This is a genomic window from Streptomyces sp. NPDC104313 (assembly GCF_055583985.1).
The window spans coordinates 1-14,366 of sequence record NZ_JBVJMW010000028.1; the positions used below are offsets into that span (position 1 = coordinate 1).

Below are 14,366 nucleotides of genomic sequence, written 5' to 3' on the forward strand. Positions count from 1 at the left end.
TCAGCAGGGCGTCCAGGTTGTTCGTCACACAACGATCTTGGACGCCCTGTCTGCATTCCCGAACGCATCGTCAGCATTCGGAATGACTCGTCTAGGGACCGCTCCCGGGCACGGCCAACGACTTCTTCGGCTCGCGCCAGGAGTCCTCGTATCCGCGGCACCGGCGGAAGCGATACTGGTCGTGGCAGTCATCCCGCCGCCGAACCGGCCCCCGGCCGGGGCGGGCCGGTGGGGAGTCGCCTCTGTCGATGCCTCTGAGGGGAGCCATTCATGACCACGGCGAAAGACCTGTTCATCATCGCCATGGACCCGGCGCCGGAGCACACCGTGGGTCAGGGCGACTTGTCGCTCGCCCTCGCGGGTGCCGAACTGCTCGATCTCATCGGTGCGGGAGCCATCACCGTGGACGGCGACCTCATCGTGCCGGCCGATTCCTCGGCACCGGACGACCGGCTTCTCGGCGCGGCCGCCGCGGGGGTCACTCGGCAGCCGCCCTACGAGCGGATCGAGGACTGGCTGTGGCGGCGCGGGCGGGACCTCTCGACCATCTACCAGGACGCTCTGGAGGAGGACGGCGAGCTCACCCAGAGGAGGAGCGGCCGGCTGCCCTTCGGCCCCAAGCGCGTGGAGCTGGTCGATACACCCGGCCACCGCGAGACAGCGCGCCGCTGGGAGGAGAAGGAACCCGTCCTGGCCGCCCTCGCATCGATCGTGGGTCTCGACGGCGGACGATCCGACGACGACGAACCCCGCCTCGACGACGAGACCGTGACGACCGTGGTCGCAGCCGTCCACGAAGCGGTGATGGAGCTGGAGGCCGTCCGGCAGAGGCGGACCATCGAGAACACTGCCTTCGCCAACGTCTGGCGCGGACCGTGAGCCGGGGTCCGGCCGCGCGGGTTTGACCTTGACACGGTGACAAGCTCTTCACTGCTTGCCGAGGAGGTGGTCTCGATGACGGTCACGGGACACAGCACAGACGCGGACGCTGACGCGGGCGGGGATACGGGCAGGGGCGGGGATAGGGTGCGGGCGTTGCGAGGGCTGGAGGACGACCGTTCGTCGGTACGGCTGCGGGTCGCTCTGACGGTCGGCTCGGCGCCGGACCCCCGCTTCGTCGGCCCGCTCGTCGAGCGGTGCGCGGTCGAGCCGGAGTTCCTCGTCCGCGACATGCTGACCTGGGCGCTCACCCGTCACCCGGTGTCCATCACCCTTCCGCCGCTGCTGCGCGAACTCCGCTCGGATCGTACGCAGGCGCGGAGTCAGGCGCTGCACACGCTGTCCAAGATCGGGGACCGGCGGGCGTGGCCGGCGATCACCCGGGCGCTTCTGACCGACGCCGACGACGAGGTGGCGCGGAGTGCCTGGCGGGCGGCGGTCGTACTCGTACCGGAAGGGGAGGAGCCCGCGCTGGCCGCGCTGCTGGCGACGCAGCTCGGGCGCGGTGGGCGGGAGACCCAGCTGAGTCTCAGCCGGGCGCTGGTCGCGCTGGGCGACGCGACGGCTCACACGCTGTCCGACGCGACGAGCGCCCCCGACGCGCGTGTGCGCGCCCACGCGCTCGCCACGCGGCGGCTGCTGCGCGACCCGGACGCCGGATTCACGCTCGCCGTGGAGGAGGCGAAGCGCGTCGTGGCCCTCGGCGGGTCCGGGGGCTCCGGTGGCTCCGGTGGCTCCGGTGAGGAAGGGCCGTAGGGCGTGTTGATCGGTGAGGTCGCGCGGCGGTCCGGGGTCAGTGCCCGCATGCTCCGGCACTACGAGTCGCTCGGATTGGTGCGGCCCTCGGGCCGCACCGGGTCCGGATACCGGGAGTACTCCGGGGAGGACATCCAGCGGATCTTCCACGTAGAGAGCCTGCGGGCGATTGGGCTGTCGCTGCGGGAGATCGGTCGTGCTCTCGACGATCCCGGCTTCACGCCCTCGGCCCTCGTCGACGACCTCATCCGCCGGACGCGCGAACGCATCGCGGCGGAGAACGAGTTGCTCACCCGGTTGCATCGGGTCCACGCAACGGATCCGGCCGGCTGGGAGGATGTCCTCCAGGTCGTCACGCTGCTGGGAGCCCTGGGGTCCAAGAGCGCTGGTGCCCGCCAGCGCGCCGCCCTCGCCTCGGTCGACGAGGTTCCGGTGGAAGCCCTGGTCGAGGCGGTACTCGGCGAGGGCGACCCGCATGTGGCCGGGGCCCTTCGATGGGCGCTGGCGCGATCGGGCGGCGGCGGACCGGCGCTGCTCGCGGAAGGGCTCGGCTCACCGGTGGCCGAGGTGAGGGAGCGTGCCGTACGGTCCCTCGCCGAGATGCCCGGCGGTGAGGCCACCGCGCTGCTGCGGGATGCCCTGGCGAGCCCCGATACCGTGGTCCGCGGCTACGCCGCTCTGGCCCTCGGGACACGCGGCGAGGCGGCCGCGGTCCCGGCGCTCGTCGACCTGGTCGTGGCGGGGACGAATGACACCGACGCGGCCGACGCGCTGAGCCTGCTGGCCGACGACGACGCGGCGGCGGACCGGATCGCGGCCGTGCTCATCGGCCGCCTCGCCCTCGACACCACCGGCGCGTCGGCGCGCGGACGACTGACCCAGGCGCTGGCGGGCATCCCTGGGGCGGGTGCCTCTCGGGCCCTCGATGAGCTGCTGCACGACGAGGACCGCGCCGTCGCGCTCACCGCGAGGTACCTGCTTCACCTGCGCGACGTGGAGTGACAGGCCTCGCCCGGGATATCGACCGCGGCGGCCGGTACGGCGTGTTCCGTCGTGCCGTCGTGGGACGGGAGGTCGGTCGGCGGCCGGTCCAGGAGCAGCGGCACCGCCAGGACGGGCAGCAGCCAGATGAAGACGATGAGGCGGTGGCCGAGGAGCTGGTCCAGGTTCGGGTGGCCCGCCTGGTTGAGGAGGCCTGCCGCCCCTGCCGCCAAGGCCACCGGCAGCACCACGGAACGGCGCCGCAGCAGGGCCCAGGCCGAGAGCGCGAGCAGGACGGGAAGAACCGGGTAGGTGGCCTGGCGCCGGAGCCACGCCGACCAGAAGACCCGCTCCTGGACGAAGAACTCGGGCCAGGGGTCGGACAGATCGGGGCGCTGGTAGTGGTGGGTCAGCAGGTCCTGGGCGCTGTCCTGGCCCATGGGCCAGGACAGGAGATGCGCCCCGGCGTAGACGAGCGCCGCCAGCGCACCGCACAGTCCGGCAGCCCGGAGTACGGGACCGGGCCCCCGCCGCTTCAGCCGGAGCCGGCCGGCCCGGGCCAGGAGGACGCCCGCGAGAGCGGCCGCCAGCAGCAGGGCCTGCGAGTAGCGGACGAGGAACATCAGGGCAAGGCCGCCCGCGACGAGCGCCACGCCCGCACGGGGCCGGTCCCGCAGCAGCAGGACGCAGCCGAGGACGACCGCCGTGCCGAGCGCCAGGGAGAGCCCGTCGCTCAGGGGGTTCATGGCGACGGTTCCGGTGGGCAGAGCGAGGTACAGGGCCTGCCCGGCCAGACCGGCGCGCCGGGAAGCTCCCGCGAACCGGAGGGTGAGCAGGACGCAGACGCTTCCGGCCAGCGCGACGACGAGTCCGGCGAGCCAGAGACCCCAGGTGGGGCCGAGGGCGGTCACGAAGGGGACCAGGAACAGCGGATAGCCGGGCTTGGCCTCGAAGATGGCCATGAAGCGCTGGTTGGCGAACGGAGCGGTCATCCCCGACGTGTTGCCGTGGCCGGACCAGTACGCGACCGAGTCGTTCAACCGGCGCACGCACTGCTCCTGCGACTCTCCCGCGGCCTTCCTGCTGGTCCAGGGGATGAAGTCCAGGGGCGCGTGCTGGCCGCTGGCACAGGAGTAGCCGATGGCCAGCCGGCCCGCCTCCTGGCGGTCCTCGCCGCTGAGGCTCAGGGCGTAGGAGAGGTAGTTCTTCGTGTCGGGCGAGGCCCGTCCGGTGACCGCTGTCAGCTGGAGCCCGGCGAAGGCCACGGCGATGAGCAGCATCCCGACGAGACCGAGGTGCCGGGCTCTGCGGGTGCTCGCCACCGATCCGCGGATGTCCGGCGACGGTCCTCGGGTATGCGGAGACGAGCCGCGGAGGTTCGAAGACCATCCGCGGGTGGTGGGCGACGATCCGCGGGGGCTCGCCAACGACCCGCGGGGGTCCTGCATCGGTCTGCGGAAATTCGGCATCGGACGGACGCTCCCCTGCATACGGCGGTTGTCCCATCAACGAGACAACCGCCGTGGGGTGGTGGGGGGGGGGGGGGGGGGGGGGGGCGCCCCGCCCCCCCCCCCCCCCCCCACCACCAGGGCCTTGGGGCGGCTCCTGAGACCCGCCCCGCACCGCCGAGGGCGGGCGCGGCGATCCGGTCCAGCAGGTACTGCGCCTCGGGTCGTGCGGCCTCGCCGTCGTTCGACGCGGGCCGGGGACGACCGGGCGGTACGGTCCGCTCCGGACGCGGCACGGGCGACACCGTTGCGCCGCCGGTGCACGAGCCGTACGAGCCGTACGAGCCGTACGAGCCGTACGAGAGGGTCGCGCTCGTCCCGGTCCAGCCCGAGCGCGACGGCGACGGGACGCCCTACGGTCGCGGCCCTCTTCCAGCCGGACGGCGCGGGTGGCGGTGCCTCGGCGCGCTACCGGCCCCGCGGCTTTCCGCGCTTGCCGCTCTGGCCGCCGGCCCGGCCGCCCGACTGGGGCTTCCTGCCCGCCGCGGACTTGTTCCGGGCACCGGCCGGCCCGCCGCCCGCACCGGCCCGCTTGCCCCGGTCCTTGCTCTTTCCCTCGGCCTTGTCCTTCGCCGGGCGCGGCGGGGTGGCCGCGCGGCCACGGGTGCTGTTGACGGTGCGGCCCCGGACGATCCCGATGAACTCCTCCACCAGGTCGGGGGTGATCTCCGCCTCGGGCCAGGACAGGGCGACGCGGGACCCGGGGGCCTCCGGGACCGGACGGTAGGTGAGGTCCTTGCGGTGGTGGAGGCGGGCCAGCGACTGCGGGACGAGGAGGACGCCCACACCCGCCGCCACGAGCTCGATCGCGTCCGCCGTGGTCGCCGGGCGCTCGACGGCCGGGCGGCCGGGCAGGGTCTCCCAGCCGAGGAGGTCGTCCAGCGGGTGCAGCACGATCTCGTCGGACAGCTCGGCGAGCGACACCTCCTCCGCGGCGGTCGCGACATGATCCTTGGGGATCACGACGACGGTCGCCTCGGTGTAGAGGGGGATCGCGCTCAGAACGCTCCGGTCGACCGGGAGCCGTACGAGACCGGCGTCGGCACCGCCGCTCGCCAGCAGCTCCGGGGCCTCGGCGGCGGCGGCCTGGACGAGTTCCAGGGAGGTGTGGGGCAGCCGCTCGCGCCAGACCCTCACCCACTTGGTGGGCGTCACGCCGGGGACGTACGCGAGCCTGAAGGATGAGGGGATGTCCGAGCCTGTCACGGAACCAGGCTACCGGCAGGTGGTCGGAGGTATGTCCCATGGTCGATACCCTGGACCCATGACGTCGCACAAGACCACCCAGACCATGAAGCCCGCCACGGCGGCGAAGAAGCTGGGTGTGTACCTCCAGGCCACCCCCGCCGAGTTCCAGGAGGGTGCCGTCTCCCGCACCGAGCTCAACGCCCTCCAGACCGACCCGCCCACCTGGCTGGAGGAGCTGCGCCGCACCGGCCCGCACCCCCGCCCGGTCGTCGCCGCGAAGCTCGGTATCTCCATCGCGGGGCTCGCCCGCGGCGGGGTCACCGAGGCGCTCACCACCGAGCAGATCGACGCGCTGAAGGACGAGATGCCCGAGTGGCTCCAGAAGGAGCGCGCCACGCAGGCCGAGGTGCGCAAGGAGACCGCCCGGATCAAGGAGCGCAACGCCGAGCGGGCCGCGCAGTCCGGCGATCAGTAGTCCGGCGACCAGCGCGCCCGAACGACGCGCCAGCCCGGGAGCCGCACGCTGGTCCGCCCGTCAGGGCCTACGGCCTCGGCCCCGGGGGAACTGGCCCAGGCTGACCGCACGGTGAATCGTCGCGGCCAGTTCCCGCGCGTCCTCGGTGAACGTGTCCACCCGGATCTTCCGTGCGTCGCGCAGCTCGATGGCGAAGCCGAAGCCCGCCCCCCGGGCCTCGGCCAGCGGCCGTCCGTCCTCGGCCGAAGCGGAGCCGATCCGCTCGATGTCCGTCCAGGGGATCAGCGTGGCGTTGCCCGCGACCCGGTGGGTGAGCCCCCGCTCATGGACGTCGAAACACTGCTCCCGCGTGCGGAGGGCCTGCGTCAGGCGCCATCCCCCGAGGCCCAGTCCGACCAGCCCCACCCCGAGCAGCAGGCCCGCCAGTTTTGGTGCGCCGTCGGTGGTGCCGATGGAAGCGACGGTCACGGGCACGCCGAAGGCGAGGCCGATGACACCGGTGACCAGCAGGGCACCGGCCAGTCGTAGGCGTCTGCCGCTGTCGGTGCGGTGCTCGCGGACGAATCCGCCCAGCTCTCGTGCGGCATCGGTGCGTCGCATTGCGTCTCCCCCGTCGCGGACACATCAAATTCTGCCCGAGCGCGGGGGTATGTGTCAGGGAAACCGGCAGGCGCATGCCACGGGCCCGTAGCCGGTCCGCCCCGGCCGACGCGTACGTCGGTGGAACAGTCCCGCCACGGGCCCGTCGGGCTATCGGATCGGTCAGAGAGCGCCGGACTCGGCGATGGTGACCTTGGCACGGGTCTTGCCGCTGGGGGAGCCGAGCGCCTCGATCTTGCGAACCAGGGCCAGGCTGTCCTCGTCGGCGACCTCGCCGAAGACCACGTGCTTGCCGTCCAGCCACGGGGTGAGCACCGTGGTGACGAAGAACTGCGAACCGTTGGTGTTCGGTCCGGCGTTGGCCATCGAGAGCAGGCCCACGCGGTCGTGCTTGAGCTTGAAGTTCTCGTCGGCGAACTTCTCGCCGTAGATGCTCTTGCCGCCGGTGCCGTCACCGCGGGTGAAGTCGCCGCCCTGGAGCATGAAGTCCGTGATGACGCGGTGGAAGGACGAGCCGGCGTAGCCGAAGCCCTTCTCGCCGGTGGCGAGCGCGCGGAAGTTCTCCGCCGTCTTGGGGACGATGTCGTCGAACAGGTTGAACGTGATCCGCCCTGCGGGCGCATTGTCGATGGTGATGTCGAAGTAGACCTTGGTTGTCATGGTGACATCCTCACATTCCTGGCAACCGCAGGTGAAACCCGGGTTGGGTCGCCACGTCGGATGTCCCGTTCCGCTCACCTGCCGGCGGTCTCCCCGCAGGCCGCGCGGACAGCGTTCACCGGGGCCGTCCTGCTCGGGTGGTCGGCGAGCCCGCAGCCCATCCGTCGAAGCGTTCGGCCGGCCGGGAGGAGCCGCGCGCCGCTGCGGCCGGGGTGTTCCCGAGGCGTCATGGCGGGATCGTGGGGCCGAACGCCTGTCTGGTCAAGAGGGCGCGCGAGGCCCGACCGGAAGGGCGCCTCGCCCGGGAGGGCGGACGATTCCGCGTCGCCCGTCCACACGGGACTGCCCAGATACCCCCTAGCGCTCCAGGAGCCCGTCGAAGGCGGTACGGAGGCGGCGGACGCCCTCCGCGATCTCGGCCGCTCCGGAGACCGCGGCGAAGCTCAGGCGGACGTGGCCGGCCGGGGGCTCGGCACAGAAGTAGGGGCGTCCGGGGGCGATGGCGACGGAGGCGCGCAGGGCGGCCGAGACGACGGCCGGCTCATCGGTGGCCGTTCCCGCGCCGCCGCCCGGGAGCCGGAGCCAGAGGCTGCCGCCACCCGCCGGGAGACGCGGCAGCGCGAGTTCCGGCAGCGCGCCGCCCAGAGCGGCCGCCATGGCCGTACGGCGGTGCCTCAGCTCGGTGGCGACGGCAGCGAGGTGGCGGCCCCAGGACGGGGAGCCGACGAGCTCCAGCGCGGCTTCCTGGAGCGGGCGGGGCACGAAGAAGCTGTCGACGACCTGGATGGCCCGCAGGCGTTCCAGCACCGGCCCGCGGGCGGCCAGGGCCCCGAGCCGCAGGCTGGGCGAGGTGACCTTGGTCAGCGAGCAGACGTGGACGACGACCCCGTCGGGGTCCTCGGCGGCCAGCGGCGCCGGAAGCGGTCCGGCGTCGTCGTGGACGAGCCGGCGGGCGAAGTCGTCCTCGACCACGAATGCCCCGGCCGCGCGGGCGATGGCCAGGACCTCGGGGCGGCGGGCGGGTACGAGGGTGACCCCGGTGGGGTTCTGGAAGAGCGGCTGGGTGACGAAGACCCGGGCGCCGGTGGCCCGGAACGCGTCGGCGAGCAGCTCGGGGCGCACCCCGTCGGCGTCCATCGGCACGGGGACGGGGCGCAGCCCGGTGGCGCGGGCCGCTGCGAGCATGCCGGGATAGGTGGGCGACTCCACGAGGACCGGGGCGCCGGGCGGGGCGAGCGCGCGCAGCGCGGTGGCCAGGGCGCTCTGGCCACCCGCGGTGATCAGGACGTCCGTGCCGGAGACGGTGGGGCCGATCTCGCGGGCGAACCAGGAACGCAGTTCGGGCAGCCCGTCCGTCGGGGGGCGGCCCCAGGCGCCCGGCCTGCGGCCCGCGCGGGCCAGGGCCGCGGAGAGCGCCCGCTCGGGCTGGAGGGAGGTGTGGAGGTAGCCGCCGTTGAACTCGATGACGCCGGGCGGCGGTGCGGCGAGAGTGACCAGCACTCCGGAGGCGTCCACGGTCCGCGGCACCACCTCGGGCCCCCCGTCGCCGCTCAGCGACACCTCCTGCCAGGACGTGTCGCCCGGTGCGGGCAGTGCGGCGCGGGGCTGCGCCCGGAAGGCGCCGGAGCCGGGGCGGGTGGTGACGAGCCCCTCGGCGGCGAGCTGGGCGATGGCGCGGGAGACGGTGACGGGGCTGACCCGGAACCGCTCGACGAGTGCACGGCTGGACGGTAGCTTTCCACCGGGCGAGTAGCGGTTGAGATCGGCCCGCAGGGAAGTAACCAGTTCAGCAACGCTGCTACGCTCTCGCATGAGAGCAGAGAATAGCGCTATCCCGCCTTCATCGATAGCGGTTACCCAGCCGGTCGGCACCTTGCGGGCCGCCCCGGCGATCATGTCGCGAGCGACCGAGGGTGCGGACGAGCCGGGAAGCAGGCCCGCGCCGGGCCCGCCGACCGACCGGAGCGGCACCGTGCTCGCCGGACTCGGCGTGGTGGCGTTCTCGCTCACCTTTCCCGCCACGGCCTGGGGGCTGGAGAGTTTCGGCCCCTGGTCCCTGGTCGCTCTGCGCAGCGTGCTCGCCGCCCTGATCGCGGGCGGTGTGCTGCTGGCCGCACGGGTCCCGCTGCCCGCTCGTCGGCACTGGGCCGGGCTCGCGGTCGTCGGCGGCGGCGTCGTGGTGGGCTTCCCGCTGCTGACGACGCTGGCCCTGCGGACCTCCACCACCTCGCACGCGGCCGTGGTCGTGGGCCTGCTGCCGCTGACCACCGCGGTGCTGGGGTCGCTGCGTACCGGCGAGCGGCCGTCGCGCACGTTCTGGATCGCGGCCCTCGCCGGGGCGGCCGTGGTGATCGCCTTCACCGTGCGGCAGAGCGGCGGCGCCCTCGCCTCCGGCGACCTGTACCTGTTCGGCGCGCTGCTCGTGTGCGCGGCCGGGTACACCGAGGGCGGCCGGCTGGCCCGGTTGATGCCGGGATGGCACGTGATCGGCTGGGCCCTGGTCCTGTGCCTGCCGCTCGCGGTGGTGGGCAGCCTGGTGGCTCTGTCTCTCGAACCCGTGCGGCTGAACGCCCACGGAGTCCTCGGCCTGGTCTGGGTCGCCGCCGGATCGTCCTTCCTCGGGCTGTACGTCTGGTACCGGGGCATGGCGGCGATCGGTGTCGCCCGGGCCAGTCAGCTCCAGCTCGCCCAGCCGCTGCTGACGCTCGTGTGGTCCTTTCTCCTGCTCGGCGAGGAGATGTCCGCCGCGGCTCCGGGCGCGGCGCTGGCTGTACTCGTCTGCATCGCCGCCACCCAGCGGGCCGGCCGCGGCGCAGCGGGGGAATCCCGGCGCGTACGGTCATAGACTTGTCGACACGGACACCGTCTCCCCCTGTGAGGAGGTCGCTTCCGATGGAGGCACACACGGGCGACCGGCTGCTGATGCACGGCAGGACCGTGGGACAGCACGACCGGGTCGCCGAGATCGTCGAAGTGCTCGGCAACGGGGGCGCTCCCCCGTACCGGCTCCGCTTCGACGACGGCCACGAATCCCTGATGTCACCGGGCCCCGACAGCGTCGTCCAGCACATCGAGGCGCCGAAGGACGGGCGGCAGCGGTAGGAGCGCCGGGGCCGGGACCCGCACGACCGGTTCCCGGCCCCTCGCGACCGCACCGCCCTCGGCACCGTCCCGGTTCAGCTCGAAGGGCGGCGGCGGTGCGGATACGTGCGGCCCCGGTCCGGGTAGAGCCGGACCCGGTCCGTGTAGTGGTCGGCCACCACGCGTCGCATCGCGCCGATCCGGTCCTTCATCACGCTCTTCCCGGAGAAGAAGACATGGCCGCCCACCTCCTTGTGGTCCTGGGCCAGGGTGAGGTGGCGGGAGAGTTCCGCCGGGTCCTGCCAGGGATCCGCCTGGGCCGGGTCGCCCGCCTTGTACAGCGCCTCGCCCGCGTACAGGTCGACGCCCGTGCCCCGGACCGCCTTGCTCCACCAGGCGAGGACCTTGGCGTAGTCGGCGGCGGTCTGGCCGATGTGCCAGTAGATCTGCGGGCAGATGTAGTCGATCCACCCCTCCTTCACCCACTTGCGGGTGTCGGCGTACAGGTCGTCGTAGGTCTGCACGCCCGCCCGGGTGTCCGAACCCAGCGGGTCGGTTGCCTTGTTGCGCCAGACCGCGAAGGGGCTGATGCCGAAGCGGACGTGCGGCTTGACCGCCCGGATCCGGTCCCCCGTCTCGCGCACGAGCCGATCGATGTTGTCGCGCCGCCAGGCCGCCCGGTCGGCGAAGCCGCCGCCGTACCGCTTGAACTCCGCGTCGTCGTCGAAGGCCTGACCGGCCACCGGATACGGATAGAAGTAGTCGTCCCAGTGCACCGCGTCGATGTCGTAGCGCCGCACGGCGTCCAGCATCGCGTCCTGGACGAAGCGGCGGACCTCCGGCAGCCCGGGGTTGTAGTAGAGCTTCCCGCCGTACGGCACGACCCATCCCGGGTGCTGCCGGGCCGGGTGGGAGGCGATGAGGCGGGTGGGGTCGGTGTGGTTCGCCACCCGGTAGGGGTTGAACCAGGCGTGCAGCTCCAGGCTCCGGTCGTGCGCCGCGCGCACCGCCGTACCGAGCGGGTCCCAGCCCGGGTCCTTCCCCTGGGTCCCGGTGAGGCAGGCGGCCCACGGCTCGTGCGGCGAGGGCCACAGGGCGTCGGCGGTCGGCCGGACCTGGAGCACCACCGCGTTGAGCCGCAGCTCGACCGCCCGGTCCAGATACGCGAACAGCTCGGACTCCCCTCGCGCCGCCGTGAGTCCCGGCTTGGACGGCCAGTCGATGTTGGCGACCGTCGCGATCCACATGCCGCGCAGCTGTCCGGGCGCCGCCGCGTGCCGCCCACCACCCCTCCTCCCCGCCGGCGAGGCGACCGCGTCACCGGCCGACGTCATCGCCGCCAGCAGTCCGGCCGCACCCAGCACGAACGTCCTTCTCGCCGCTCCCGTTCGCCGCATCCTGGCCCACCTCTCTCCGCCACGTCCCACATCCGACTCTGCTGGCTCTACGTAACCGCATCATTCCCATCCGTGGCCACCATGACCCGCGGGACGTCCGCATCGGCGTTCGGAGTAACGTCGTGGGGTCGAAGCGGGCACCGGGATCACGCGGGACCCTGCGATCCGGAGAACAGCGAAAGGCACGAGGTGACGGACCTTATGGCCGACATTGCACGCGTCGGAGTGGTGGGCTGTGGCCAGATGGGCGCAGGTATCGCGGAGGTGTGCGCGCGCAGCGGCCTCGAAGTGAAGGTCGCCGAGACCACCGGCGAAGCGCTGGAGATCGGCCGCACCCGTCTGTACAACTCCCTCTCGAAGGCCGCCGAGCGCGGCAAGATCAGCGCGGAGGAGCGGGACGAGACCCTCGGCCGTCTGAGCTTCACCACCGACCTCGGGGAGTTCGCGGATCGCGATCTCGTCATCGAGGCCGTCGTGGAGAACGAGCAGGTCAAGACCGAGATCTTCCAGGTGCTCGACCAGGTGGTGACCCGGCAGGACGCGATCCTGGCCTCCAACACCTCCTCGATCCCGCTGGTGAAGCTGGCCGTCGCCACCTCGCGCCCCGACCGGGTCATCGGCATCCACTTCTTCAACCCGGCCCCGGTGCAGAAGCTCATCGAGCTGATCCCGGCGCTGACCACCTCGGACGAGACGATCGCACGCGCCGAGGCCGTCGTGCAGGACGTGCTCGGCAAGCACCCGATCCGCGCCCAGGACCGGTCCGGGTTCGTAGTGAACGCGTTGCTGATCCCGTACCTCCTCTCCGCGATCCGGATGTTCGAGTCGGGCATCGCCAGTCGCGAGGACATCGACAACGGCATGGAGATGGGCTGCGCCCATCCGATGGGTCCGCTCAAGCTGGCCGATCTGATCGGCCTGGACACCGTGGCCTCGGTCGCGGACTCGATGTACGCCGAGTACAAGGAACCGCTGTACGCCGCTCCTCCGCTGCTCCAGCGCATGGTCGACGCGGGCCGCCTCGGCCGCAAGACCGGGTCGGGCTTCTACGCCTACTGACCGTCCTACCGGCGGGCCCGGCGCTCACGCCACCGAGCCCGCCGAAGGGGCGTTGCCCGAGGGCAGGGCCGCGTGTGCCCCGAAGAGCCTCGTCTCCCACCGCCGACCCGACGCCGTGCCGGAGCGCTGCGGAGCGACGGCACGGATGCGCGGGCCCGAAGCCCTGGGGCATTTGGGGGCTGTCGCGGCCTTCCGTCCTTGTCCTGCGGAAACTCCCTCGGATATGCCTCCGACAGGACTGAAAGATCCTGAGAGATCCCCGGCGATCCAGCCCCGGGACCCACGCATCCGCGGGCTCCTTCCGGACCGTGGCCTCCGCCCCACCCTTGGACTCGGGGTCGTCAGGGGCGCGACTGACCACCTGGCAGCCGTAGTACCGGCCTGCGGCGACCATCTGCGGGTGCCTCACCGGGATCGCGATCGACACGGTCACGGGTGAGAAGGAGGCTTCCATCTCGGTGCCGGGCGTCGAGACGGGGAAGCTGGCGCTCTCGCCGGACGGTTCCCGCGTCTATGTGGCCGGCGGCTGGACCGGACGGATCGGGGTCATCGACACCGCCACCAACACCGCGACCGGCTTCGACGTCGGGGGGCAGCCGGAGGACATCGCGATCTCCCGTGACGGCCTGCGCGCCTACGTCGGCGACAGCTCAGCACGAGCCGTGAAGGTGATCGATCTGGCCACCCAGACGCAGACCGCGAGCGTCGCCACCCGCGCGGGCGTCTACGACGTAGAGATCAATCCCGCTGGTACGGAGGTGTACGCCGTCCAGACCACCAGCGGCGGGGTCCAGGTCATCGACACGACCTCCCTCACCGTCGTCCGGGGCATCCGCGTCGGCAACCATCCACGCTCCGCCGCGTTCCGCCCGGACGGCGCCCGCGCCTACGTCGCCAATGGCACCAACGACCAGTCGGTGACCGTCATCGACACCGCCGCCGGGGCCGTCGCCACCAGCGTCACCACCGGTCGCGGCCCCAACGCCACCGCCGTCACGGCCGACGGCACCCGGGCCTGGGTCGCCAACACGGACAGCGACGACCTGGCGGTCATCGACACCGCCACCGACACGGTCACCGCCACGATCCCGGCCGGCGACGGACCCTACGACGTCGCTTTCACCCCCGACGGCACGCGCGCCTACGTCCCCAACGTGGGCGGCCGCACCGTCTCCGTCTTCGACACCACCACCCACCAGGTGACCGCCACCATCCCCTTCAGCACCCAACCGCGGAGTGTGGTGATCACCCCCGCCCGACCCGAAGCCGACCTCCAAGTCGCCCTCGCCGCCACCCCGGTCCCCGGACTGCGGGGCCGTATCGACTACACCCTCACCCTCACCAACCACGGCCCCGACACCGCCACCACCGCGACCGTCACCACGGCCCTCACCCCTCAAGCCACCCCCACCAGCACCGACTGCACCACCACCGCGGGCAAGGTCACCTGCGACCTCACCGACCTCGCCCCGGGCGCCAGCTCCACCCGCACGTTCAGCCTCCCCGTCGCCCTGCTCAGCCTCGGCACCCCCTACCAGGCCACCGCCACCCGTACCACCAGCACCCCCGCCGACCCCGACCCCGCCAACGACACCGCCAGCCGCACCTGCACCGCCACCACCCCCCTCCTCGTTCGCTGCACCTGACCTCAGACGTACCGGGCGCGACCGCCCCGTACGTACCGACGGGTCGTGCCCGGCACCTGCGGGTGCCGGGCACGAC

14 protein-coding genes are annotated in these 14,366 nt (G+C 72.6%); 8 read left to right on the forward strand and 6 right to left on the reverse strand.

Annotated elements, in window-relative coordinates; translation table 11 throughout:
* Positions 1-270: 270 nt before the first annotated feature.
* The 3 genes from ACZ60Q_RS35185 (at position 271) to ACZ60Q_RS35195 (ending at position 2,697) form a co-directional block, all read left to right on the forward strand.
* Positions 271-879, forward strand: a complete 609-nt coding sequence (locus ACZ60Q_RS35185) for a GOLPH3/VPS74 family protein (RefSeq protein WP_469641641.1) — start codon at positions 271-273, stop codon at positions 877-879.
* A 75-nt stretch (positions 880-954) separates the two neighbouring features.
* Positions 955-1,695, forward strand: coding sequence for a HEAT repeat domain-containing protein (locus ACZ60Q_RS35190; RefSeq protein ID WP_469641669.1), 741 nt, complete (start codon positions 955-957; stop codon positions 1,693-1,695).
* 3 nt (positions 1,696-1,698) lie between these two features.
* Positions 1,699-2,697, forward strand: coding sequence for a MerR family transcriptional regulator (locus tag ACZ60Q_RS35195; RefSeq protein ID WP_469641642.1), 999 nt, complete (start codon positions 1,699-1,701; stop codon positions 2,695-2,697).
* Here the strand turns inward: ACZ60Q_RS35195 and ACZ60Q_RS35200 are convergent.
* Together ACZ60Q_RS35200 and ACZ60Q_RS35205 are read right to left on the reverse strand one after the other, a co-directional pair.
* Positions 2,676-3,956 carry a hypothetical protein gene (locus ACZ60Q_RS35200; RefSeq protein ID WP_469641670.1) on the reverse strand — a complete coding sequence of 427 codons (1,281 nt, stop codon included), beginning with the start codon at positions 3,954-3,956 and terminating at the stop codon, positions 2,676-2,678. The genes ACZ60Q_RS35195 and ACZ60Q_RS35200 overlap by 22 nt on opposite strands.
* A gap of 636 nt (positions 3,957-4,592) precedes the next feature.
* On the reverse strand, positions 4,593-5,390 hold the full coding sequence (locus ACZ60Q_RS35205; RefSeq protein ID WP_469641643.1) for a LysR family substrate-binding domain-containing protein: 798 nt from the start codon (positions 5,388-5,390) through the stop codon (positions 4,593-4,595).
* Between the two features lie 58 nt (positions 5,391-5,448).
* Between ACZ60Q_RS35205 and ACZ60Q_RS35210 the strand changes: the two genes are divergently transcribed.
* Entirely contained in the window at positions 5,449-5,847 is a 399-nt protein-coding gene (locus ACZ60Q_RS35210) for a DUF5997 family protein (RefSeq protein ID WP_469641644.1), read from the forward strand.
* Positions 5,848-5,907: 60 nt separating this feature from the next.
* On the opposite strand, the gene ACZ60Q_RS35215 is transcribed toward ACZ60Q_RS35210, so the two are convergent.
* The 3 genes from ACZ60Q_RS35215 to ACZ60Q_RS35225 form a co-directional block, all read right to left on the reverse strand.
* Positions 5,908-6,447, reverse strand: coding sequence for a hypothetical protein (locus ACZ60Q_RS35215; protein ID WP_469641645.1), 540 nt, complete (start codon positions 6,445-6,447; stop codon positions 5,908-5,910).
* Between the two features lie 162 nt (positions 6,448-6,609).
* On the reverse strand, positions 6,610-7,107 hold the full coding sequence (locus ACZ60Q_RS35220; protein WP_469641646.1) for a peptidylprolyl isomerase: 498 nt from the start codon (positions 7,105-7,107) through the stop codon (positions 6,610-6,612).
* A 357-nt stretch (positions 7,108-7,464) separates the two neighbouring features.
* Positions 7,465-8,919 (reverse strand): aminotransferase-like domain-containing protein, encoded by a 1,455-nt coding sequence (locus ACZ60Q_RS35225; protein WP_469641647.1) that lies wholly within the window; start codon positions 8,917-8,919, stop codon positions 7,465-7,467.
* Between ACZ60Q_RS35225 and ACZ60Q_RS35230 the strand changes: the two genes are divergently transcribed.
* Positions 8,918-9,952: a DMT family transporter gene (locus ACZ60Q_RS35230; protein WP_469641648.1), complete on the forward strand. Its 1,035-nt coding sequence runs from the start codon at positions 8,918-8,920 to the stop codon at positions 9,950-9,952. The two genes, ACZ60Q_RS35225 and ACZ60Q_RS35230, sit on opposite strands and share 2 nt — an antisense overlap.
* 47 nt (positions 9,953-9,999) lie before the next feature.
* The gene (locus tag ACZ60Q_RS35235) at positions 10,000-10,209 is read left to right on the forward strand and encodes a DUF1918 domain-containing protein (RefSeq protein WP_469641649.1); all 210 of its coding nucleotides are present in this window, start codon (positions 10,000-10,002) and stop codon (positions 10,207-10,209) included.
* A gap of 74 nt (positions 10,210-10,283) precedes the next feature.
* On the opposite strand, the gene ACZ60Q_RS35240 is transcribed toward ACZ60Q_RS35235, so the two are convergent.
* Positions 10,284-11,585: a glycoside hydrolase family 10-like protein gene (locus ACZ60Q_RS35240; protein WP_469641650.1), complete on the reverse strand. Its 1,302-nt coding sequence runs from the start codon at positions 11,583-11,585 to the stop codon at positions 10,284-10,286.
* A 201-nt stretch (positions 11,586-11,786) separates the two neighbouring features.
* On the opposite strand from ACZ60Q_RS35240, the gene ACZ60Q_RS35245 reads away from it, so the two are divergent.
* Both ACZ60Q_RS35245 and ACZ60Q_RS35250 read left to right on the forward strand, forming a co-directional pair.
* Positions 11,787-12,644: a 3-hydroxybutyryl-CoA dehydrogenase gene (locus ACZ60Q_RS35245; RefSeq protein ID WP_469641651.1), complete on the forward strand. Its 858-nt coding sequence runs from the start codon at positions 11,787-11,789 to the stop codon at positions 12,642-12,644.
* A gap of 458 nt (positions 12,645-13,102) precedes the next feature.
* Entirely contained in the window at positions 13,103-14,290 is a 1,188-nt protein-coding gene (locus tag ACZ60Q_RS35250) for a beta-propeller fold lactonase family protein (RefSeq protein WP_469641652.1), read from the forward strand.
* The last annotated feature ends 76 nt before the right edge of the window (positions 14,291-14,366 follow it).